This window comes from Finegoldia magna (assembly GCF_002243175.1).
Taxonomy (GTDB): Bacteria; Bacillota; Clostridia; order Tissierellales; family Peptoniphilaceae; genus Finegoldia; species Finegoldia magna_J.
The window spans coordinates 123,244-147,221 of record NZ_NDYF01000010.1; the positions used below are offsets into that span (position 1 = coordinate 123,244).

19 protein-coding genes are annotated in these 23,978 nt (G+C 30.9%); 2 read left to right on the top strand and 17 right to left on the bottom strand.

Annotated features, from left to right (window positions below; translation table 11 throughout):
- Nucleotide 1: 1 nt before the first annotated feature.
- The 7 genes from B9N53_RS03825 to hflX form a co-directional block, all read right to left on the bottom strand.
- Nucleotides 2-1,399, bottom strand: a complete 1,398-nt coding sequence (locus B9N53_RS03825; RefSeq protein ID WP_094203755.1) for a glycine--tRNA ligase — start codon at nucleotides 1,397-1,399, stop codon at nucleotides 2-4.
- Nucleotides 1,400-1,627: 228 nt separating this feature from the next.
- Nucleotides 1,628-2,221 (bottom strand): SOS response-associated peptidase, encoded by a 594-nt coding sequence (locus tag B9N53_RS03830; protein WP_242432395.1) that lies wholly within the window; start codon nucleotides 2,219-2,221, stop codon nucleotides 1,628-1,630.
- A gap of 30 nt (nucleotides 2,222-2,251) precedes the next feature.
- Nucleotides 2,252-2,998, bottom strand: coding sequence for a prolipoprotein diacylglyceryl transferase (gene lgt / locus B9N53_RS03835; RefSeq protein WP_094203757.1), 747 nt, complete (start codon nucleotides 2,996-2,998; stop codon nucleotides 2,252-2,254).
- A 2-nt stretch (nucleotides 2,999-3,000) separates the two neighbouring features.
- On the bottom strand, nucleotides 3,001-3,726 hold the full coding sequence (locus tag B9N53_RS03840) for a YebC/PmpR family DNA-binding transcriptional regulator (protein WP_094203758.1): 726 nt from the start codon (nucleotides 3,724-3,726) through the stop codon (nucleotides 3,001-3,003).
- 12 nt (nucleotides 3,727-3,738) lie between these two features.
- Nucleotides 3,739-4,464: an NAD+ synthase gene (locus B9N53_RS03845; protein ID WP_094203759.1), complete on the bottom strand. Its 726-nt coding sequence runs from the start codon at nucleotides 4,462-4,464 to the stop codon at nucleotides 3,739-3,741.
- Between the two features lie 39 nt (nucleotides 4,465-4,503).
- The gene (locus tag B9N53_RS03850) at nucleotides 4,504-5,148 is read right to left on the bottom strand and encodes a YigZ family protein (protein ID WP_094203760.1); all 645 of its coding nucleotides are present in this window, start codon (nucleotides 5,146-5,148) and stop codon (nucleotides 4,504-4,506) included.
- Entirely contained in the window at nucleotides 5,135-6,391 is a 1,257-nt protein-coding gene (hflX, locus tag B9N53_RS03855; RefSeq protein ID WP_094203761.1) for a GTPase HflX, read from the bottom strand. The genes B9N53_RS03850 and hflX overlap by 14 nt, the downstream gene beginning before the upstream one ends.
- Nucleotides 6,392-6,518: 127 nt before the next feature.
- Between hflX and B9N53_RS03860 the strand changes: the two genes are divergently transcribed.
- Nucleotides 6,519-9,446 (top strand): penicillin-binding protein 1A, encoded by a 2,928-nt coding sequence (locus tag B9N53_RS03860; RefSeq protein WP_094203762.1) that lies wholly within the window; start codon nucleotides 6,519-6,521, stop codon nucleotides 9,444-9,446.
- A 147-nt stretch (nucleotides 9,447-9,593) separates the two neighbouring features.
- On the opposite strand, the gene B9N53_RS03865 is transcribed toward B9N53_RS03860, so the two are convergent.
- From B9N53_RS03865 to B9N53_RS03890, 6 genes are read right to left on the bottom strand one after another with little or no spacing between them, the layout of a single operon-like run.
- Nucleotides 9,594-10,301, bottom strand: a complete 708-nt coding sequence (locus tag B9N53_RS03865; RefSeq protein ID WP_094203763.1) for an HAD family hydrolase — start codon at nucleotides 10,299-10,301, stop codon at nucleotides 9,594-9,596.
- A complete protein-coding gene (locus tag B9N53_RS03870; protein ID WP_094203764.1) occupies nucleotides 10,291-11,721 on the bottom strand; it encodes a CehA/McbA family metallohydrolase in 1,431 nt (476 codons plus the stop codon). The genes B9N53_RS03865 and B9N53_RS03870 overlap by 11 nt, the downstream gene beginning before the upstream one ends.
- Nucleotides 11,722-11,772: 51 nt before the next feature.
- Nucleotides 11,773-13,101 carry an ABC transporter substrate-binding protein gene (locus B9N53_RS03875; protein ID WP_094203765.1) on the bottom strand — a complete coding sequence of 443 codons (1,329 nt, stop codon included), beginning with the start codon at nucleotides 13,099-13,101 and terminating at the stop codon, nucleotides 11,773-11,775.
- A gap of 17 nt (nucleotides 13,102-13,118) precedes the next feature.
- Nucleotides 13,119-13,946, bottom strand: coding sequence for a carbohydrate ABC transporter permease (locus B9N53_RS03880; RefSeq protein ID WP_094203766.1), 828 nt, complete (start codon nucleotides 13,944-13,946; stop codon nucleotides 13,119-13,121).
- Between the two features lie 8 nt (nucleotides 13,947-13,954).
- Entirely contained in the window at nucleotides 13,955-14,884 is a 930-nt protein-coding gene (locus tag B9N53_RS03885) for a carbohydrate ABC transporter permease (RefSeq protein ID WP_094203767.1), read from the bottom strand.
- A gap of 1 nt (nucleotide 14,885) precedes the next feature.
- Nucleotides 14,886-15,953 carry an ABC transporter ATP-binding protein gene (locus B9N53_RS03890; RefSeq protein WP_094203768.1) on the bottom strand — a complete coding sequence of 356 codons (1,068 nt, stop codon included), beginning with the start codon at nucleotides 15,951-15,953 and terminating at the stop codon, nucleotides 14,886-14,888.
- A 209-nt stretch (nucleotides 15,954-16,162) separates the two neighbouring features.
- Here B9N53_RS03890 and B9N53_RS03895 point away from each other — a divergent pair, with 209 nt between their 5' ends.
- Complete coding sequence (locus B9N53_RS03895; protein ID WP_002836607.1) at nucleotides 16,163-16,936, top strand: DeoR/GlpR family DNA-binding transcription regulator; 774 nt, start codon at nucleotides 16,163-16,165, stop codon at nucleotides 16,934-16,936.
- A gap of 86 nt (nucleotides 16,937-17,022) precedes the next feature.
- Here B9N53_RS03895 and B9N53_RS03900 read toward each other — a convergent pair whose 3' ends face one another.
- From B9N53_RS03900 to uvrB, 4 genes are all read right to left on the bottom strand, one after another.
- On the bottom strand, nucleotides 17,023-18,297 hold the full coding sequence (locus tag B9N53_RS03900; protein ID WP_094203769.1) for a sensor histidine kinase: 1,275 nt from the start codon (nucleotides 18,295-18,297) through the stop codon (nucleotides 17,023-17,025).
- Nucleotides 18,297-18,986 carry a response regulator transcription factor gene (locus B9N53_RS03905; RefSeq protein WP_094203770.1) on the bottom strand — a complete coding sequence of 230 codons (690 nt, stop codon included), beginning with the start codon at nucleotides 18,984-18,986 and terminating at the stop codon, nucleotides 18,297-18,299. Before B9N53_RS03905 ends, B9N53_RS03900 begins: the two co-directional genes overlap by 1 nt.
- A gap of 61 nt (nucleotides 18,987-19,047) precedes the next feature.
- Nucleotides 19,048-21,867, bottom strand: a complete 2,820-nt coding sequence (uvrA, locus tag B9N53_RS03910) for an excinuclease ABC subunit UvrA (protein WP_094203771.1) — start codon at nucleotides 21,865-21,867, stop codon at nucleotides 19,048-19,050.
- Between the two features lie 9 nt (nucleotides 21,868-21,876).
- The gene (gene uvrB / locus B9N53_RS03915; RefSeq protein ID WP_094203772.1) at nucleotides 21,877-23,847 is read right to left on the bottom strand and encodes an excinuclease ABC subunit UvrB; all 1,971 of its coding nucleotides are present in this window, start codon (nucleotides 23,845-23,847) and stop codon (nucleotides 21,877-21,879) included.
- Nucleotides 23,848-23,978: the final 131 nt, after the last annotated feature.

Here is a 23,978-nt window from a genome sequence, read left to right on the forward strand (position 1 = left end):
ATTAAAACTCCATTTCTTTATTAACAAATTCTATAATTTCTTCAACTGTCATTCTCTTTTGTTCCATAGTGTCTCTATCTCTGATAGTAACTGTATTATCTTCTAAAGTATCAAAATCTATCGTTACACAATATGGAGTTCCTGCTTCGTCTTCTCTTCTGTATCTCTTACCAATTGAACCAGCATCATCAAAATGAGTCATAAAATTCTTAGCTAATTCGTTATAAATTTCCATTGCTTTATCATTTAATTTTTTAGTTAAAGGAAGAACTGCAACTTTATATGCCGCTAATGCAGGATGAATCTTTAAAACAGTTCTTGTAGAATTGTCTTCTAATTGTTCTTCTTCATAAGCATCGCACAAGAACGATAAAAACATTCTGTCTACACCTACTGATGGTTCTATGCAATATGGAATGTATTTTTCGTTTGTAGTTGGATCCATATATTCTAGCTTTTCTCCAGAACCTTCGCTGTGTTTAGACAAATCGTAATCAGTTCTATCGGCAATTCCCCATAATTCTCCCCATCCAAATGGGAATAGATATTCAAAGTCTGTTGTGGCTTTTGAGTAGAATGATAGTTCTTCTTGTTCGTGATCTCTAAGTCTTAAGTTTTCTTCTTTCATTCCCAAATTTAATAAGAATTCTTTACAGAAATTTCTCCAATATTCGAACCATTCCAAATCAGTGCCAGGTTCACAGAAGAATTCTAATTCCATTTGTTCAAATTCTCTTGTTCTAAAAATAAAGTTACCTGGAGTGATTTCGTTTCTGAAAGATTTACCTATTTGACCAATTCCAAAAGGAATTTTCTTTCTTGAAGTTCTTTGAACGTTTTTGAAATTCACAAAAATACCTTGTGCAGTTTCAGGTCTCAAATAAATTTCTGATTTATTATCTTCAGTAACCCCTTGGAAAGTTTTGAACATCAAGTTGAATTTTCTGATATCTGTAAAATTGTGTTTTCCACATTCAGGACATTTGATATCTTCTTTTTCTATAATATCTAACAATTCTTGTTCTGATTTTCCATCTAATCCAGTTATTTCTTCATTTTTTTCATTCATGAAATAGTCTTCAATTAATTTATCAGCTCTAAATCTAGATTTACATTCTTTACAGTCAATTAATGGGTCTGAGAACCCACCAACATGACCAGAAACCACCCAAGTTTGAGGATTCATAAGTATAGCAGAATCCAAGCCAACATTGTAAGGACTTTGTTGGATAAATTTTTTCCACCAAGCTCTTTTGATATTATTCTTGATTTCAACACCTAGAGAACCGTAGTCCCAAGTATTTGATAATCCTCCATAAATTTCACTACCAGGAAATATAATTCCCCTTGATTTACATAAGCTCACTATTTTTTCCATAGTTTTTTCTTCGTTTTTCATAAAACCCTCCATTTTTTTGAATAATAAAAAATCCCCGAAGTAAAACTTCAGGGACGAAATGTATTTTCCGCGGTTCCACCCTAATTATGATAAAACATCACTCTTAGAATTATTAGCTCCAGACTGCCGTTATAACTTGTTAATTTTCACCACACATTAACTCTCTGTAATTGTTATTTTATATATCCTTCTTCGCTTTTCAATATTCATATAAATTATATCATAAATTTACAAAAATGTTAATTGACTATCCGATAAATTTTCCATATCTAAGTCAATAAAATTTGCCAACAAAAACTCGTGAATTTCTTTGGAATTTCCTCCGTACAAATATATTTGTTCAAAAAATTTCGGCAATATAATTGGCATTCTAGTATGAATTTCCGATATTGATCCTTTAGCCTCTGTGGTAAGCATACTCACATGTCTTATACTAGTTTCTCGACTTTTATATTCTCTAAAAATACCTGCAATAGAAAATATTTTTTGATTTGCAACAGTTAATCTGTACTTATCTTTGTTTTTCTGATTCCACTCAAAAAATGCAGTCGCCGGAATCAAACATCTTCTGTATTCGAAATCTTCCTTGAAAAACTTTGATGTATAAATCTTTTCAATTCTAGAATTTATTATAGATTTTTTCATAAAATCAACATCTATTCCCCACCTCATATAATCAAAATCATCACATAAAGTTAAAATTTGTTGACCAGGAAATATTTCTGTTTTTGTATTTAATTTTGTGATTTGTTTTTTATTGTATCTTTTCAATAAATCAAGTTTACTAATATTCAGTTCAAATCTAGAACACAAATATATCACCTCTTTTATATTTGTAAAAAGCCAGATGAATTACTTTTCATCTGACTTAATAATTTGCTTTTTGTATTTAATTTGTAAAATTATTCCTGCAATTACAATTGCAATACTTACTAATTGACTCACTCTTAATGCTCCAATGTACAAGCTGTCAGTTCTGAGTCCTTCTACAAAAAATCTCAATATTCCGTATAAAATCATGTACAAACTTGTTATTTGCCCATTAAATTTCTTCTTATTCTTGAATATATACACTAATATTAAGAATATTATAAAATCTCCAAGAGATTCGTACAAGAATGTAGGATGAACTTTTACACCATCTATTGTAATTGCCCAAGGAAGATTAGTTGGAGTACCATAGGCTTCTTTATTAATAAAATTACCCCATCTACCTATTGCTTGTCCCAATGCAATCGCCGGCATAAAAATATCCAGCATCTTCAAAAATTTAAGATTTTTCTTCTTACAAATAACATAACAAGTAATAACTGCGGCAATTATTCCTCCATAAATCGCCAATCCGCCACCGCGAATATCGATGATTTCTCCTAAAGTTTTGGAATAATAATCCCATTCAAATATTACATAATAAGCCCTTGCTCCTACAATTGCAAGAGGAAGTGCCCAAACTAAAATGTCCAATATGGTATTTTCTGAAATATTTTCTAATTTGGCTAACTTTACAGCTACTACATAGCCTAAAATCACCCCTAAAGTAATCAATATTCCATACCACATTATATCTATTCCAAAAATAGAAAAAGCTACCCTGTCCATTTTTATTCGTTATCCCAGTTATGACTTACTTGTTGAACGTCATCACTATCTTCTAGATTATCGATTAATTTTTCCATTTTATCAACATTAGCTTCGTCGTTGATTTTAACGTAATTTGATGGTTCATAAACCAAATCAGATTTTACGAATTTGTATCCTTTATCCAACAAAGTGTCTCTCACTTGTGCAAAATCTTCCATAGCTGTGTTGATTACAAAAATTCCATCATCAGCTTCAAAATCTTCTGCACCAGCATCTAAACTGTCCATCATAACTTCTTCTTCATCCAACGATTCTGCTTCAATTAATAACAGCCCTTTTCTTTGGAACATAAATGATACAGAACCATTTTGTCCAAGATTTCCACCGAATTTATCAAAATAATGTCTAACATCTGAAGCAGTTCTATTTCTGTTATCTGTTAAGCATTCAACTATAACAGCTACCCCTTCTGGACCGTATCCTTCATAAACGATGTTTTCGTAGTTTGCAGAATCTCCGTCGCCACTTGCTTTTTTGATAGCTCTGTCGATATTATCATTAGGCATGTTTTCTGCACGAGCTTTTTCTATAACAGATTTTAAACTAGGATTGTATTCAGGATCAGCTCCACCTTCTCTTACAGCAACAGTTATCGCTCTTGCCATTTTTGTGAATACTTTACCTCTTCTAGCATCTTCACTACCTTTTTTGTTTTTTATTTTGCTCCATTTATTATGTCCTGACATAAAATCACATCCTTAATATTTATTTCTATCGAACTCAAATGATTTCGCAAATTTTCTTTTGTGTTCGCTTTGTCTTATCTTTTTATCAATCAAATCTTTGGACTTAGTTTCAGAATTATTCATCAAATAATTATCTAGTTCTTCGTAAGTAAATCCAAACTCATCTTCATCTGTTTGACCTTCCCACAAACCAGCACTAGGTTTTTTATTTATAATTATATCTGGAACTCCCAAAACTTTTGCCATTTCGAAAATATCTGTTTTGTACAAATTCAAAAGTGGCATTAAATCAGCTCCGCTGTCGCCGTATTTTGTAAAATATCCAGTCATAAATTCGGAACGATTTGATCCAGATAGCACCATATAATCATTATTTTGAGCATAATAGTACAAAGTCAACATTCTAAGCCTTGGCTTAATGTTTGATGCCGCCATTTCTACAGAAGTTTTCTCAAAAGTTTGTATCAATGCATCGAACCCATCGTTCAGATCGACTTTTTTACAATTCAAATCAATCGCTTCTGCTAATATTCTAGCATCTTCTTCGTCTTTGGGATTGCTTTTTATTGGCATAATCAAACCTAAGGCGTTATCTCCAAAAGCTTTTTTGCACAGACAAGCTAACACAGCACTGTCGATTCCACCACTAATTCCAAAAACAGCTCCTTTTAGATTAGCTGATTTGACTTCTTCTTTTATCCATTTTGTTATATCTTCACATAATTTTGCGTAATCCATTTTAATCCACCTTCAAATTTTATCACAATTTACATCATTTTAAAATATTAACTTACCATTTAAAGATGATTGGTAAGTAAATTCAATCATCGTAAACTTTATGTTATCGCTTGTTAAATCAATTAACTTGTTTTCTATTTCTCCGTATTTATCTTCATCTAGTAATATATCGAACACAACTTTGTCTGAGTATTGTTTATCAGCTACGTAAATATCATTATTCATCAGAAAGTTTTCAATACTACCAACATTGGTGTAGTCAAATTCTATTTGAAAATTTCTAAATATTTTCTTATCTACAATAATTGATTCATTCAAACACTCACTGGAAGCTTTTGTATATGCTCTTATAAGTCCACCTGCTCCAAGTTTGATTCCGCCATAGTATCTTGTAACAACTACACAAACATTAGTCAAATCTTCTTTTTTAATTACTTCAAGAATTGGAATACCAGCTGTTTGTGAAGGCTCACCATCGTCATCAAATCTCTGAATTAGTTTGTCCTCTCCAATGATATATGCAGAACAATTGTGAGTTGCGTCACTGTATTTTGTTTTTATACTATCCACAAATTCCAAAGCCTCTTCTTCTGATTCCACGAACTTACAATTTCCGATAAATTCTGATTTGTTGATCACAAAAGAAAAAGGTATGCTTTTGTGAATACTCCTATAATTTTTCATTTATAAATTCCTCATATTTTTCTATTTCAGACTCAGAGATTTCAACCACAAGGCTAACATCTTCATTGTTGTATGACACATCTTCACATTTAAAATTTTGTAAAACCGTGTTCAAAACATCCTGATGATCGTAGTCAAATCTCATTTTAACACATTTGTAATTGCCATATAATTCTTCTTGAATTTTGTACAATAACATTTCGATGTCTTCATCGTTAAAAGCTGATATCTTGATTTTATTTTCCAAATTATACGGGAAAATCACGTTAGGATTTTTGTCAGATTTATTGAATACAGTAACCATAGGCTTGTCTAACACTTTTAGTTCCTTTAATATATCCATCGTAGTGGTTATTTGATTGTCCAAATCAGAACTTGAAGAATCCAATACAAATAATATCAAATCTGAATGTTTCAAATCCAATAATGTTGATTTAAAAGCTTCGATTAAATCTGTTGGAATATCTTTAATAAATCCAACTGTATCTATCACAAGGCATTGTTTTTTATTCGGCAATGTACATTTTCTTAAAGTAGTATCCAATGTTTTAAATAGCAAATCTTCTGTTTCAAACTCTTCCGTGTACTTATCTTTGTAGAAATTCACCAATTTGTTGGACAAAGTAGATTTGCCTGCATTTGTGTATCCAACCATACTCACCATTTTTATATCTGATTTTAGTCTTTGTTTTCTCATATTTTCTTGACTTTTATCGATACTTTTTAATTCGCGCTTGATATTGTCAATTTTCTTTTGGATAGTTCTTCTGTCTACTTCAAGCTTTGTTTCCCCAGGTCCTCTAGTTCCAATTCCACCACCAGTTCTGGATAAGTGGTCTCTAAATCCAATCAATCTTGGAAGTCTGTATTTGTATTCTGCAAGTTCAACTTGAAGCACACTTTGTTTTGTTTTCGCTCTGCTTGCAAATATATCTAAAATTAAATTTGTTTTGTCGACTATTTTAAGCCCAGTTATATCTTCCAAATTTTTAATATTTGAACCAGATATTTCTACATTAAATATCAAAGTTGTTGCGTCCAATTTTTCTGCAGCATCTTTTATCTCCAGACATTTTCCTTTGCCTATGTAATATTTTGAATCAATAAAGTTTTTGCGAACTTCTGAAATTGCGCAGACTTCACCACCAGAAGATTCAATCAAACTTTCCATTTCTTTTATATCTTCATCGTTTATTTTTTTGTTTTTAAATTCAAAATAAACTAAAATTGTTTTTTCTTTCATTGTTGCTCCTTTATTTATATTATATAATAATCTCTCTTTAAGTAAAATGTTCATCGTATTTCTAGGAATATATGTTGAATCTACACTTTGTGGTATAATAGTGTATATACATTTTATGGAGGAATTTATGAATAAAGATAAAAATATAATATTGAAATCCATAAAAATTTTAATATTATGTTTGATTTGTATATTTGCATTTGTAGGTGGATTAATTGGAGTAGCCGGAGTACGCGCTATGCAATTAGCTCCAAAAGTTAATCCCGAAGAAATAAATAATATGATGAATCAGACATCAGAAATTTTGGATCAGGATGGAAATTTAATCGAAAAAATCAAAACCACTGAATATAGAGAGGTTGTTAAATTAGATAAAATACCACAACATATGATGGATGCTTTCACATCTGTAGAAGACGAAAGATTTTACAAACACAATGGTGTGGATCCTATCGGTATCACATCAGCTATTTTTGATAATTTAAAATCTGGTTCTATGAAACGTGGAGCAAGTACTCTAGCTCAACAATTGGCTCGTAATTTGTACTTAACTAATGAAAGATCATTTGACAGAAAATTCAAAGAAGCTTACTTGGCAATGGAATTGACAAACTATCTAGGCAGAGAAAAACTTTTGGAAACATATATGAATACTGTTTTCTTGGGACAAAATGCCTACGGAGTTCAAGCCGCTTCTGAAATTTACTTCAAGAAAAACATCGATGAACTAACTTTATCTGAATGTGCTACACTTGCAGGAATTGTAAAGAGTCCTACTAACTTGGCATTATACAAGGCAATTGAACCAGGTCAAGTAAAAGACCAATCAAAAATCGTCGGCGAAGTTACTTTAAACGGTGAAACATACAAAGCTGTCTACAATCAACAAACTATCGACAGAAGAGATTACGTTCTTAAAAAAATGCTAGATAACAACAAAATCACCAAAGAAGAATACGACAAAGCTCTTCAAGAAAATATCGCAGCTAATATTAAGCCTGGAATTAAAAACGTAGATAACTTATCCAACTACTATTCAGATATCATCTACGAACAAGTTATTGCAAAACTTATCGAAAAAGGGTATTCACAACAAGAAGCAAAAAGTAAACTTATCAATGGTGGATTAAAGATATATTCATGTGTTGATATGAATATGCAAAGTAACCTGGAAAAATTATATGATAAAAAAGTCGATGATATAATTGCAGATGGTTCATCAGCAAATTTGTTAAAATGGTCAAGCGATGACGGTAGAAATATTACGAATGCATTAAATGAAGTCATTTATTTTAGAAAGAAAAATATAATCAATGACAACGATGAATTCTTTATTTCACCAGAACAATATACTAAAAACCCAGATGGTTCTGTTACTTTTAATTATTCAAAATCTATTAAAGTAAAACAATACGGAAACTATTTGGATTTGAAAGATTATTACTCAGTAAACGATAGTAATAATTTGGTAACTCATAAAATATCTTCAATCAATATTGGTAGTAAGAATTTGAATACAGATGGTGAAGGTAACATTACAATCTCAAGTCAATATATAAAAGAAAATCCAAATTTAATCAAATACGACAACAACGACAATTTGATTTTTGCTAAGGATTTCTACACTATAAATGAAGATGGAATTAAACAACCACAATCATCAAGTGTTGTTGTAGATAGAACAACTGGACAAATCAAAGCATTGGTTGGTGGAAGATATTCAGATAATAAAGATACTACTAACAGAGCATCTGATATTCCTAGACAAGTTGGTTCTAGCATGAAACCATTAGGTGTATATACTCCAGCATTGGACAATGGATATTCCCCTGCATCAGGCTTAGATGATTTACCTCACTACAATGAAAAGCACGAATTGTGGCCACAAAACTGGTACGAAGGCTATGAAGGTTTAGTTTCACTTAGACATGCAGTGGAAAACTCAATCAACGTAACTGCCGTAAAAGTTTTGGAAGATATTGGTATTGAAAAATCAAAAACATATTTAGAAAAATTCGGATTGATTAATGCAAAAAATCCTAAAGCCGATAACTATATAAGTGCAGCTGAAAATACTTCAGAAAATGACGAAAACACATCGGCAATGGCACTAGGTTCATTAACTAAAGGATTTACGCCTGTAGAGATGGCAGGTGCATACAACGCTATCAATAATAGCGGACAGTACAGAGAACCTATTTCATTTACAAAAGTTACTGACAGTTTAGGAAAAGTTATAATTGAAAATCCTCAAAAACAAAATGAAGTCGTGAGTCCTCAAATTGCATACATTATGAGAGATATACTCAGAACTTCTACAGATTACAACTATTCAAAATATGCAAGGTTAGATGGCTTTGATATTGGAGGAAAAACTGGTACTACAAACGACTACCAAGACGTGTGGTTTGTCGGAATGAGCCCATACTACACTATAAGTACTTGGTTAGGCTTTGACAATCAACAATTGAAAATGACTCAAATTAGTCAGAAAAAAGTTGTACAAATCTGGAGTGCAGTCAACAGATATACTTTAGAAGATAAAATTCCAATTAAATTTGAGGAACCAGACGGTATCGTAAGAGTTAAGGTTGATACTTTGGCGAATAAATTGCCAAGCAAATACAGTTGGAGAGATCCTCGTGGAATTGTAAAAGAAGAAATCTACAAAGCAGGTACAGAACCTACAGAAGTTTCTGATTTGTATGAATCTAGAAGAATTGACGTTGTAGATGGAAAATTAGCTACAGATAATACTCCACCTTGGGAATTAGGATGGGGAGTTTTCATAAAAAGAGATCCTCCATACAAACCATCAGAACATAACAACATTATTCCTAAAGACTGGAAATATAGTATGCCTGGTTATTCTGATAGAACAATATTTAATGTTTTCAGACCAAAAGAATACGAGGAAAATACTGACAAAAAAGAACAAGACAACGATAAAAATAATAAAGATGAAAAAAACGGCGATAAAAATGATCGAAATAATAGAAACGGTAACAATAGGAAGCGAAACAATAACGATTCATCGGACAATAATGATAACTAACACTCGATTATAAAACTTTATAATCTTTATTCAAAAAACCACCTGATTAGAACATATTTCCAATCAGGTGGTTTATCTTTTAAAACAAATCGATTTGATCAAAAAATAAGGTAATACTTTTACTTTATTATATTTGGTAGTAATTTATTATCGATGTTTATTATAATTATCTATTACAGATAATATATCACATGGTGATTTTACAACTACGTCAGCAGAATTTAACAACATTTTTTCTGTTCCCACACCTGATAAAACACCTATTGAAAGTCCAGCATGCTTTCCTAATTGCATATCTATTTCAGAGTCACCAACAACTGCAACTTCATTTATATCTAGAGAAAATTTTTTACAAAAAGCTTGTAACGCTTGTGGATTCGGCTTATTCAAATATCTATCTCCACTACCTAAGAATTCAATATATTTTTCTAATTTAAGAATTTCAAAACAAAACCTAGCTTGACGGTAATTATCTGCAGTAATTACTCCGATTTTTATGCCATCATTTTTTAATTTATTGAATAATCCATCTAAATCGCAGGTCTCTTTAATCATGTTAGAATGACTTTTTAAATATTCAGAAAAAAATTCTTCCATATTTTCATATATTTCATCCTCAGAATTTAGAATATACATACTAATCACTTCAAATAATTCATTCATCGTCCCTGATGCTAGAATACTATTTTCTCTAATTGTCAAATCACTTTTTATTCCGATTTTTTCTCTTATTTCTTCTTTTACTTCTTCAGATAATGAATATTCATTGAATAGTTCTTCAACTGCACATTGCCATAAATCTGAAAATTCCATCAACGTACCATCTTTATCAAATATTATCCCTCTAATTTTCATCTTTTTTTACCATTAAGTCTTTCCAGTATTTCATACTTTGAGTTTTTTCATCTCGATTAAAGAATATCGGATTAGTAAACCCATACAAATTATCATCATCGTCAGTTATATCGAGTCTAATCCAATGATATTTTAAATCTATTTCTTGATCCAATTTTGATACTAATCCTTTTTCTTTCAAAATTGTCTTTCCATCAACAATCCAATTATGATATAGATCGAGATCATGAAATTTTCCGTTAGTTAGCTTGCTTTCTAAAAATATTTTTCCTTCAAAAGAGTTATTTTCTCTATTTAATCCGTGTGCGTTAAGGTCAATAAAATCTTTTCTCGATACTACGACATCTCCCTGTATAAGAGCTTGTTTTAAATCATTCCAAGAATTACTTTTTGAATATAAATATGTTTTTGGATCTCCCAATATAGAAGGATATATAGAATTTGTATATTTTTCATCTGGTCTTAAATGTGAGTCACTTCCTCCTATTCCTACAACCTTGTATCCATCATTCAGTAGACAATTCCATTTGCCTATTGCATCTTTAGTTGCATTTATGGATGTTTTGTATGTTGGATCATTAATTATTTCCATGATTTTAACATATTCAAGTGGAAAATCGTCTAGCAAAAAATTCCAAGGAGGCATGAATGGATGATTTATTGATACTATAGAGTATTTTTCAGCCTCCTTAATTATTTCTATAAGTGAGGTTTTGTCCTCAATCTCATATATAGAATGTTCTTCAAATGGATTTTTTTCTGAAAACAATAAGTTAATATGTCCATAACTTGAAGTAATCTCAACCCCTGGATATATGAATACATCATCATATTTGGGCCATTTATAATGAAAAATATTATGGTCTGTTGGAATAAAAAAGTCAAGATTCTGTTTTTTCGCTATATCATTATTCTCTTCTCTTGTCATTTTACCGTCTGAAAATATAGTATGTGTATGAAAATCACCTGCATACCATTTCATTTCATCAGATATGGTATGTTCAGATATGTTTGGTCGTTCAATTAAACTTATTTCTTCTAATTTATGATTAAATTCATCCTCTTCTTTTACTAGTATATTTACAATATTAGACTCAACTTCTCCATAAATTGCGTATTCTATGGTCCATTCACCTTGAAAAGTTTCAATTGATTTTAGTGTTTTGCAACAAGGAGAAGTATAATCCCTTATTGTAGATATGCATCTTCTTCCATTTTTTGAATTAGTAACAATTTGTCCATACAAATTCTTGTCCGGACCAAATAAATACATAAATAATAAATTTTTATTGTTTCTCCAACTTATCGATATAGTGATTACATTACATTTGATATCGAAAACAATTTTATCATATTTTTTTTTTAGATTTGTTTCTAAGAAAATATTCTTATCACTATTAGACAGTAATCGATCTTTCATTAATTATCTCCAAAAATTATCATATTTCATTCAAATTTCTATTCGAACAATCTATTTATTATTAATCTTATCTAATGCTTCTTGAGCTACTTTTTGTGCTTCATCCAATGCTTGTTTTGTTGAAATATTTTGTAACTCAATTTTATCTGCTGCAATACTCAAAGCATCAGTAATCTTTCCTTTTGTTGGGTCAACAAATACTGGCGTAGCTTTAAGCGCTTGTTGATATGGTACAATTGCATAAGGATTTTCTTTTGTAAAAGCTTTGTAATCCTCATCCTCCATAGCGCTTTTTCTAACTGGAATGTATCCTGTTTTCATTGACCATTTCGCAGAAATTTTTGGACTAGTAAAGTATGATATCCATTCAAATGCAGCTTGTTGTTGTTCTTTAGAAGCTGCTTGTGGTACAACTAAATAATGTCCTCCAGCTTGTGGTTTTCCTGGCTTTCCATTCAATCCTGGTTGAGGACATGATCCGATAATTTTAAAATCCAAATCACCTTTGTCCCCTGAAGATCCTGTATAACTCATAGCTTGTCCGTTCATCACATTATCAATTGTTCTGTACCAGTATTCCCATCCTTGTCCTCCGGATTCAATCTTTGCAGTTTTGTTTTCAAAAATTTGTTTTCTAATAAAATCCCAAGATTCAATCCATTCAGGTGAATTTATTGTAACTTTTTTTCCATCTTCACTAAGGATTGATCCTCCATTGCTCAAAGCTATATCGATAAGATTATCAGCACCCCACATTGGAAGATGTCCCCATTTTGTAACACCTTTTTTTTGTATTTCTTTAGATGCTTTATATACTTTTTCCCAAGAAGAATAAGCCTCTTCTGGCTTAATGCCCGCTTTATTCAATAAATCTTTTCTATAATACATTACTTGTGTTGTTCCATATGCAGGTATCGCATAAATTTTACCATTAATCTTTGCCGGTTTCATTAGTACATCAAGATAATCAGATTCTGGTGTCTTATCATTCATAAATGTGGATAAATCTACAGCTATTTGTGATTCAGCCATTTCAGAAATCTTACTTCCTATAAAAACTGCTGGTGGTTGTTTAGCAGCTATTGCAGCTTGAACTTTTTGATACGTTTCGTTGTAATCGGCTTGTTGTACCCCTACAACCTTTACTTTATCTTGTGATGCATTAAAATCTGCAATAATTGATTCCATTGTCTGACCTGCAACAGACCCTAATCCATACCAAAATTGAATTTCAACCTTTTCCTTTTTGCTGCTATCTTCTGATGCAACATTAGAACCACTGCTATTTTCATTTTGTGCTTTTTTAGCAGATTCTGAACAACTTGTAAGCATTAATATACCACAAAGTATCATTAATGAAATTTTTCTTAATTTTCTCATTTTTCCCTCCTAATTTTTTATCCTTTTATTCCGCTATCGCTTATTCCTTCAATAAACCACTTCTTTAAAATTAAAAATAAAATTAATAGTGGTAATACTGATATAGTGTTTGCAGCCATCAACATCGGTAAATTCTGTGTGAAATTCCCTTTTGAATTAAAGAAAATATTTAATCCCACACTTATGAGATAATTTTTTTTACTGTTTGTTATTAGAGATGGCCACATATAGTTATTATACATAATAACAAACTGTATCAATGCTGTTGTTAATATTGTAGATTTAGAAAGTGGAACCATAACTTTCCATAGTATTTGCCAATTATTTGCTCCATCCATCTCAGCTGCTTCTATCATTTCTTTAGGTACAGAAGAAAAAGTTTGGTAAACCATATATATCGTAAACACACTTGCCACATTAGAAATAATAATTCCTGGTATTGTATCAATTAAATTCATCTTTGCAAGAATAACATAACTCGGAACATATGTCGCTGCTGCTGGAAGCATATATGTCAAGAGAATAGATCCAAACAAAATCTTTTTACCTTTGAAATCAAACTTCGATAACCCATATCCCATCAAAATCCCAAGCAATAGTTGTAAAATAACTATTGCAAATGCTGTTATAATACTATTAATTATATAAAGATCGAATGGTGCTTTTTCTAATGCACCTATGAAATTTCTAAAATCTAATACTTCAGGAAACAGGTTTAATGGTTGTTGAATAATTTTATTTGCTGTTTTAAAAGAATTTGTAGCCATCCATAATAGCGGAAAAAAAGCTAATATACTTACAAACGCTAATAATAATAAATTGATTATTTTTTTTATTCTATTCATTTTAGCTCCTATTTTACTAGTTTCTTTTGCATATAGAACATGATACTAGCTAGTATTCCTGTGATAATTACCATTATTATTGCAATAGTTGTAGCTTTGCCCATATTAAATTGTTCAAATGCCATCTGATAAAATAAGTATAATAATGTTCTAGTTGATCCAGCTGGACCTCCTCTAGTTAGTACAGAAATCTGATCATAAGCCTGAATTGAATTTATCAGACTTATGATTCCTAGAAACAATGTCGTTTTCATTGTTAGTGGAAAATAAATATATTTAATTTTTTGGAGTGAGTTTGCTCCTTCCAAATTACAAACTTCAAATAAATCTTTTGGTATTTTACTTATTGCATCTGAATAATACAGCATCGCCCATCCAGCTGTTTTCCAAACAGTAACTATCATAACAGCTATAAGCGCATATTTAGAATCCATTAGCCAATTAGGGCCATTAACTCCCAAAAATTTTAAACAATAATTAATTAATCCAACACTAGGCCTGAACATCCAACTCCATACAATACTCATTGCAACCATTGGAGTAATCCATGGCGAAAATAAAAATCCTTGAAAAATATCTTTTCCTTTTTTTACTTTTTCGATTATTAGGGCCATTAGAAAACCAATTATTAAAGTCGGACATACTGTTCCAAAACCAAATAAAATTGTATTCTTTAAAGCTTGCCAAAATTCTGAACTTTTAAGTATCTCTGAATAATTTTTTAAACCAATTATATTAAATTTTGGACTAATATAATCCCAATCGGTAAAACTTATCAGAAAAGAAATAATCATTGGAATGAACCAGAAAACCAATAATGGTAATAATGGAATAAGTATATATATTATGAAGTTAGGAACATTCAAACTATTTCTTTTAATATCTTTTATTTTTCTATTATTATCTTGATGCTTTGTTACACTTTTTACATTGTCCATATTAATCCTCCAAAAATAATCTCATTTCTGTTTTTGAATCAAAAAACAATAATTTATTTGCATCAAATACAATGTTTAATTCGTCCTTATCTTTTATATACCTATTAGCATCTGTATTTATAGTAATTTTATTTCCATATAACTCAGCGTGAATATTATAATCAGCACCAAGCAATTCTATTAACTTCACCGGAACTTTAATTCCTGAATCATTATTAGAAATTTTGATGTTCTCGGGTCTAATTCCTAATACAACATCTTTAGCAGAATCTTGGTTAACATCGCATATATAATTACTTGATTCATCATAGAATTTCGCGTCTTCAATTTTCCCTTTTATAAAATTCATCGGTGGAGACCCTAAAAATCCCCCGACGAACATATTATTAGGATTAGAGTAAAGTTCTTCCGGCGTCCCGACTTGTTGAATAATCCCATCTTTTAAGCAAACAATTCGACTTGCCATGGTCATTGCTTCTGTTTGATCATGTGTTACATAAATAACTGTAGAACCTAAATTTTGTTGTAATTCTACTAATTCTTTTCTCATGTGAATTCTTAACTTTGCATCCAAATTTGACAAAGGTTCATCCATTAAAAATATTTCAGATTCTTTTACTATTGCTCTCCCTAATGCAACTCTTTGACGTTGACCACCAGATAACTCAATAGGTTTTCTTTTAAGATAAGGTGTCAAACTTAACATTTCAGCTGTTTTTCGAATGCTCTTATCTCTTGTATTTTTGTCAACACCTCTGATTTTTAAACCAAATCCGATATTGTCATAAACATTTAAATGAGGATATAATGCATAGTTTTGAAATACCATGGCCGTTCCTCTATCCTTAGGAGCAACATCGTTCATTTTTTTTCCATTAATAAATAAATCACCTTCAGATATATCTTCCAATCCAGCAATCATTCTGAGTGTAGTAGATTTTCCACAACCACTAGGCCCTACAAAAACTATGAACTCTTTATCTTCTATCTCTAAATTAAAGTCGGTAACCGCAGATTTTTTGCTATTTTCATATCTTTTGTAAATATTTCTTAGAGAAATTTTGCTCATTTAACCTCCTTATTATGTGTTTTTCACAATTTTATATTTGTTTTTGTTGTTTTGTTTTTGCTTATCTTTGTTTCCTAATCTTATAATAATCTTTAGGTGTTAAAAAATATTAATGTATTGGTAAAATATACGTAAATAAGCTAAAATAAAAACATAAAAATTATTTTTAATATGCTATAATAAAAATGAGGTGAAAATTTTAAAATACTATGCTAAAAAATGATAGATTAAATAAAATATTACAAGATTTAAATAAACATGGTAGCATCACAGTCCAAAATTTATCGAAAAATTTTAATGTTACTCCTGAAACTATACGCCGTGATCTAGAAACATTAGAAAATGAAAATAAATTAAAAAGAGTTTATGGAGGTGCTATTTTAATTGACGAAAACATTCCAGAATTTGATTTGATTACAAGAAAAACAATCAACATTGAAAAAAAAATAAATTTAGCTACTATAACTACTGACTTTGTTAAAGAAGGTTCTATGATAGCTCTAGACGACAGTACGACAAATGTAGAAATATCTAAATCATTAATAAAACAATTTAACAATATCTCATGTATAACGAACTCTCTGTCAATAGCACAAATATTAGCTACTAATCCTTCTATCAAAATATTACTTGCTTCTGGAAGACTTAATAATAAAGATTTATTTACATACGGATTATCAGCAATAAATTTTATCAAAATGTACCATCCTGATATATTTTTTATGAGTGCAAGTGGTATAAATTTGAAACACGGAATTATGGATTATGGATTTGATCAATATGATATAAAAACTACAATGAAGCAGGTCTCCTCAAAAACATTTTGTGTAGCTGATAGTACAAAATTTGGAAATACAGCAACTATTAGAGTTTGTAATTTTAATGAAGTTGATGGAATTATTACCGACCAGAATTTAGATTCTCAAATTAAAGAGAATTTCTCGGAATTGGGAATAAATCTTTTTTATCCGGAAAATAATTAATATTAATTGAAGTTATATAAAAATAATCCCCGCTATAATAAATAAATTAAAGCGGGGTGGCAATGTGGATCATGTAATTTTGTATTCTATTTTACTTTCTTCTTTCTAGTTACTTTAAAATTAATCTCATAAATAAATCTATCATCATCAATTGATATTTTACTTGTTCCTCCAAGCAATTCTATCAAATTCTTCGCAATGTACAAACCAAGTCCACTACCTTCAGAATGGCGAGACCTTTCCCCTCTTACAAATTGCCCCATCAATTCTTCTGCGCTCACTTCAATCTTATTCTTGGATACATTAGAAAATTTCAGAATAATATTGTCATCGACTACATCACATTCACCATATACTTTTGTGTTAGGTTTTGAATACTTCACAATGTTACTAAAAATATTTTCTATTACACGAGATAACTTTGCACCATCTGTCATCATCAATACTGTTTTTCTTTTATCACTATATTCGAAATCCAGTCCCAACTTATTGAAATCAGAATCAAATTGACCGTAAACTTGCAATACTAATTCATTTAGTTCCACAACTTCCATTTCAATATCAATATTTCCCGTTCCAGTTTTAGAAGCATAAATCAAATCTATTACCATAGTTTTCAATCTTTTAGCGTTATATTCTAGAATTTCAATATATCTTTTCTTTTCCGATTCATCAGTTTCGTGATTCAACAAATCAACGTAATTTATAATAGAAGTTAAAGGTGTTTTGATATCATGTGAAATATTTGTAATCAATTCAGTTTTCATTTTTTCTGAATTGATTTTATCTTGCATTGTACTAATAACCGAATCATGTAAATGGTTAATCAAATACACAGAGTCTTTGTAAATTTCGTCGTCAATAAACACATCAATATCTTTTCCAGAATACATAGCCTCAACTTTTTTGTTAAGCAGTATTTTTCCAAGATTATTAATCAAAATTGATATGTAAATCTTCGCTAAAATTGCACCGATAAATACAATTCCAAACAAATTCCTGTTTGTGACCATAATTGTCGCCATAGTATACATAAAAAAAATCAAAGTTAATAATGACTCAACATAAATATTGTAGTATTTTCCTTTGAAATTACTAATGAATTGATATATTAAAAATGCATTCTTTTTCTTTTTGTAAATAGTCCTTACTACCTTAACCATTGAATAAAAGAAAGCAAGCATCGCATATATCAACGTTATGGCAACTGAAAAATTATATACATTAATTATATTTTCAATAAAAAATGATACAGTGAATACAAGAATAAAACCAAAACTAAAATACAGTAGTAGATCTACCAATTGTTTTTCAACATAACCATCGATAGATCTAAAACTTTTCTTTATCCAATTTATCATTAAATATCCTCTATCTTATATCCCATTCCATACACTGATTTAATCAAATCAGGTCTTCTAGGATTGATTTCAACTTTTTCTCTGAGTCTTGATATGTGGACTGAAACTATTTTTTTGACATCATAAGGTGGAGCTTCCCACACATTTTCATAAATTTCTTCTGATGTGAATACTACACCTTTGTTTTTTAATAAAAGTAAAATTATTCCGTACTCATATGGAGTTAACTTTATTTCTTCGCCATCTATCAACACTTCTTTTTTGTCGTCGTTGATTGTCAATCTTCCAGCCGAAAATACATTGCCATTTAGAGAATTGTCTTTGCTAAGTTCTAATCTTCTCAAACAAGATTTGATTCTAGCCAATAATTCTACGGCATCAAAAGGTTTCGTAATATAATCGTCAGCACCCAAATTCAATCCCATAACCTTATCATTCAGTTCGCTTTTTGCAGACAAAATTATGATTGGCGCATTGGATACTTCTCTTATTTTTTGTGTTAGTTCTAATCCGTCCATTCCTTCCATCATTATATCTACCAAAAATAAATCTATTTTATTCTTTTCCATTAATTCTAATGCATCGTAACCATTATAAGCCTTCAACACATTGTAATTATCTGTTTTCAAATATATTTCTATGGCTTTTACTATGTCTTTTTCGTCGTCGACAACCATAATATTGTACATAAAAATCACCTTCTTAACTTTTATTATACACTAAAAATCAGAAGGTGATTATTACAAAAATTTAACGATTCAATTTTGGAGCCAAATATTGACCAGTATATGAATTTTTCTTACTAATTAATTTTTCAGGAGTGCCTTGGAAGATAACTTGTCCTCCACCATTTCCTCCTTCAGGTCCCAAATCGATAATATAATCCGCGACCTTAATAACATCAAGATTATGTTCAATAACAATAACGGTATTTTCTTGATCCACAAGTCTTTGCAAGACTTCAATTAATTTATCAATATCTGCTGAATGAAGACCCGTAGTTGGTTCATCCAGAATATATACAGTTTTTCCTGTACTTTTTTTAGATAATTCACTGGCAAGTTTTACTCTTTGCGCTTCTCCACCGGATAATTCAGTTGAAGATTGTCCTAATTTAAGATATCCCAAACCTACATCTTGTAAAGTTTGCAATTTGTTTTTAATTGGTGGGAAATTTCTAAAAAATTCTAACGCTTCATCAATTGTCATATCCAATACATCAGCGATATTTTTGCCTTTGTATTTTACTTGCAAAGTTTCTCTGTTGTATCTTTTTCCTTTACAAACATCACAAGGAACATAAACGTCTGGTAAAAAGTGCATTTCTACTTTTATAGTTCCATCGCCCTTACAAGCTTCACACCTTCCACCCTTTACGTTAAATGAAAATCTTCCTTTTTGATATCCTCTCATATTTGCTTCAGGAGTCGATGCAAACAAATCTCTTATCAAATCAAACACTTTTGTATAAGTTGCCGGATTACTTCGTGGAGTTCTACCAATCGGAGATTGATCTATTTGTACAACTTTATCCAAATTTTCAATTCCAGTGGCTGATTTGAATTTACCATTTTTCATCTTCGCATTATTCAAATCTCTGGCTAATTTCTTGTAGACAACTTCGTTGACCAATGAAGATTTGCCAGATCCTGAAACTCCTGTAACACAGTTGAAGCATGAAAGTGCAAATTTCGCATTTATATTCTTTAGGTTATTTTCTTTGCAACCTTTAAATTCTAAATATCCATTTGGTTTTCGTCTTTGTTCCGGAACAGGAATTGCCAATTCGCCCGACAAATACTTCCCTGTAATGGATCTTTTTTCTTTTATAATATCATCAATAGTTCCACAAGCTACGATTTCGCCTCCATGAACACCAGCCCCCGGTCCGATGTCAACAAGATAATCGCATTCTTTCATCGTATCTTCATCGTGTTCAACTACAACCAAAGTATTTCCAATATCCGTCAAATTTCTAAGCGCCTTAATCAATTTGTCATTGTCTCTTTGATGAAGTCCGATTGAAGGTTCATCTAATACATAGACAACGCCGACCAATGCAGATCCAATTTGTGTTGCCAATCTAATTCTCTGAGATTCTCCACCTGATAAAGTGGAAGCAGATCTATCCAAAGTCAAATAATCAAGCCCAACATCGTTCAAAAATTGAAGTCTACTTATAATTTCCTTCAATATTTCGTCTCCAATAAATTTCTTGGACTCTTCCAATTCCAAATCTTTGAACCATTGAAGAGAATCTTTTACAGGCATTTGGCATATTTCGTAAATATTTTTTTCATTTATGCGAACTGACAAATACTCATCTTTTAATCTAGCTCCATGACAATAATCGCATTCAACGTCAGTCATGTATTCACCAATTTTTTGATGCATAGAATCTGTCGTACTTCTATTGTATCTTTCTTCTAAGTTTTTCAAAACTCCTTCAAATTTACCGTTGAATTTTTTTCGTCCAGAAAAATGACTATCAAAAATAAATGAGAGATTTTTCTTCGATCCATTTAAAATTTCATTAATCATATTCTTTGGAGCTTCTTTTATTGGTTTGTCCAATGGAAAATCATAAGAATCAGCTATTGCTTTTATTATTTCAAAATAATATCCACCTGGTTTAGAAGATTGATAAGGATCTATTGCTCCTTGTAAAATCGACAAATCTTTATTAGGAATTACCAAATCTTCATCAACCTTTTTATGAAAACCAAGTCCATTACAATGCGGACACATCCCAAATGGATTATTGAAAGAAAAATCTCTTGGCTCTAATTCTTGGTAAGAAATATGTCCATCTGGACAACTCATCGATGTACTGTAGGAAATTACGTCTTTACCAATTACATCAACTTTTACATTATTTTCAGATAATCTAAGAGCAGTTTCTATTGAATCTGTAAGCCTTGAATCAATTCCGTCTTTTATGATAATTCTGTCGACAATTACATCAATATCGTGTTTTTTATTTTTATCAAGTTCGATTTCCTCAGCTAATTCAACTTGCTCACCATCTACAATTGCTCTTATGAAACCATCTTTTCTTAAATTTTGAAGTAGTTTCTTGAATTCACCCTTTTTATCTTTTACTACAGGACTCAAAATCTGAATTCTGGAACGTTCCTCTAATTCTTTCACGCTGTCTACAATTTGGTCGACAGTTTGACTGACGATCTCTTTCCCACAAACTGGACAGTAAGCAGTTCCCACTCTTGCAAAAAGTAGTCTAAAATAATCGTATATTTCTGTAACAGTTCCCACTGTTGAACGTGGGTTATTGTTAGTTGTTTTTTGGTCGATAGAAATTGAAGGCGACAATCCTTCAATATATTCTACATCTGGTTTATCCATTTGCCCTAAAAATTGACGTGCATAAGAACTCAAAGATTCTACATATCTTCGTTGTCCTTCCGCATATATAGTATCAAATGCCAAAGAAGATTTACCCGATCCACTCAATCCAGTGAACACGACCATTTTATTTCTAGGAATGGTAAGGTCCACATTTTTTAAGTTATTCTCCTTTGCACCTTTTATAATAATTTTATCTTTGCTCATTTTGCTCCTTTAGTAAGTGTTTTTCAAGTTTCTTATTTGATCTCTAAGTGTAGCAGCTCTTTCGAAATCTAATTCTTCCGCAGCTTTTAACATTTCTGTGTTCAAATTTTCAATAATAACTTCGATTTCGTCCTTTGAAAACTCCGTAACTTTATTAGCATCATAATTTTCATTTTCTTCTGCCACAAAAGTATTTTGGATTCTTTTTCTAACAGATTTATTAATAGTAGTTGGAATAATGTTGTGCTCTTCGTTGTATTCTTCTTGTATTTCTCTACGTCTATTAGTTTCTGTTATAGCCACATCCATCGACCTAGTAATCGTATCACCGTACATTATAACGTGACCATTTGAGTTTCTAGCTGCTCTACCGATAGTTTGTATAAGAGAAGTCTCTGAACGCAAGAAACCTTCCTTATCAGCATCCAAAATCGCAATCAGAGAAACTTCTGGTAAATCCAAACCCTCTCTCAAAAGGTTGATACCAACAAGTACATCGTATTTTCCTTCTCTCAAATCTCTGATGATTTCCATTCTTTCAATCGTATCAATATCTGAATGCAAATACGTTACTTTTATATCCAAATCTTCAAGATATCGTGTCAAGTCTTCACTCATTTTTTTAGTAAGGGTTGTGATCAGAACACGTTCACCTTTTTCAATAATTTTATTGATTTCACTAACCAAATCATCGATTTGTCCCTTTGTAGAACGAACTTCAATTTTGGGATCTAATAATCCCGTAGGTCTGATAATTTGTTCAACTACTTCATTAGTTTTTGCTTTTTCATATTTTCCTGGAGTTGCCGACACATATATTACTTGATTCATCATCGATTCAAATTCATTAAATCTCAAAGGACGATTGTCCAATGCAGAAGGCAATCTGAAACCATAATCAACCAAGCTGGTTTTTCTGGACCTATCTCCCTCATACATTCCTCCGATTTGAGGAACAGTAACATGTGATTCGTCTATCATTGTCACAAAATCTTTTGGGAAATAGTCGATAAGAGTGTAAGGTCTGCTTCCAGGCTTTCTCTGGGACATATGTCTTGAATAGTTTTCTATTCCAGTACAAAATCCCATTTCTTTTAACATTTCTATATCATATCTCGTTCTTTGCTCTAATCTTTGAGCTTCCAACAATTTATTGTGATCTTTAAAGTATTTTAATCTATCTTCTAATTCTTCTTCTATAGTTACGATAGCTTTTTCAACTTTTTTCTGAGTTGTTGCATAGTGACTTGCTGGATATATTGCAACGTGATTTCTTTCTCCGACGATTTCTCCAGTCAACGCATCTATTTCAGTAATTCTATCTATTTCGTCACCGAAAAATTCTATTCTAACGCTTTTTTCACCACTTGATGCTGGGAAAATATCCAAGCTATCTCCTCTGACTCTGAAAGTTCCTCTGGTAAAATTAATATCATTTCTAACGTATTGAATGTCGATTAATTTTTTCATAACTTCAGTTCTATCTTTTTCCATTCCTGGGCGCAAAGATATAACCAAATTTTCGTAATCAATTGGATCTCCCAAACCATAAATACACGAAACAGAAGACACAATAATAACATCTCTTCTTTCAAACAAACTCATCGTAGCGCTATGGCGAAGCTTGTCCAATTCCTCATTGATACTTGAATCTTTCTCAATATAAGTATCTGATTGAACAACATATGCTTCTGGTTGATAATAATCGTAATACGAAACGAAAAATTCAACTGCATTTTCTGGAAAAAATTCCCTAAACTCACTAGCTAACTGATATGCCAAAGTTTTGTTGTGAGCTATAACCAAAGTCGGCCTTTGAACTTTTTGAATAATATTTGCCATCGTAAAAGTTTTACCTGAACCAGTAACTCCTTTTAAAATTTGATGATTTTTTCCATTTTCCAAACCATTTGCAAGTTTATCAATCGCTTGTGGTTGATCACCTGTTGGCTTGAATTTTGAATGTAATTTAAATTCCATAACTCACCCCTTGAACATATGTTTTACTTTAACATTATATATCATCTGTCTGTTTAATTCAATAAACAATAATTCGCATTGATTTTTAAAAAATTTCAAAAAATAAAAATCTTTCAATTAAAAACTAGGCT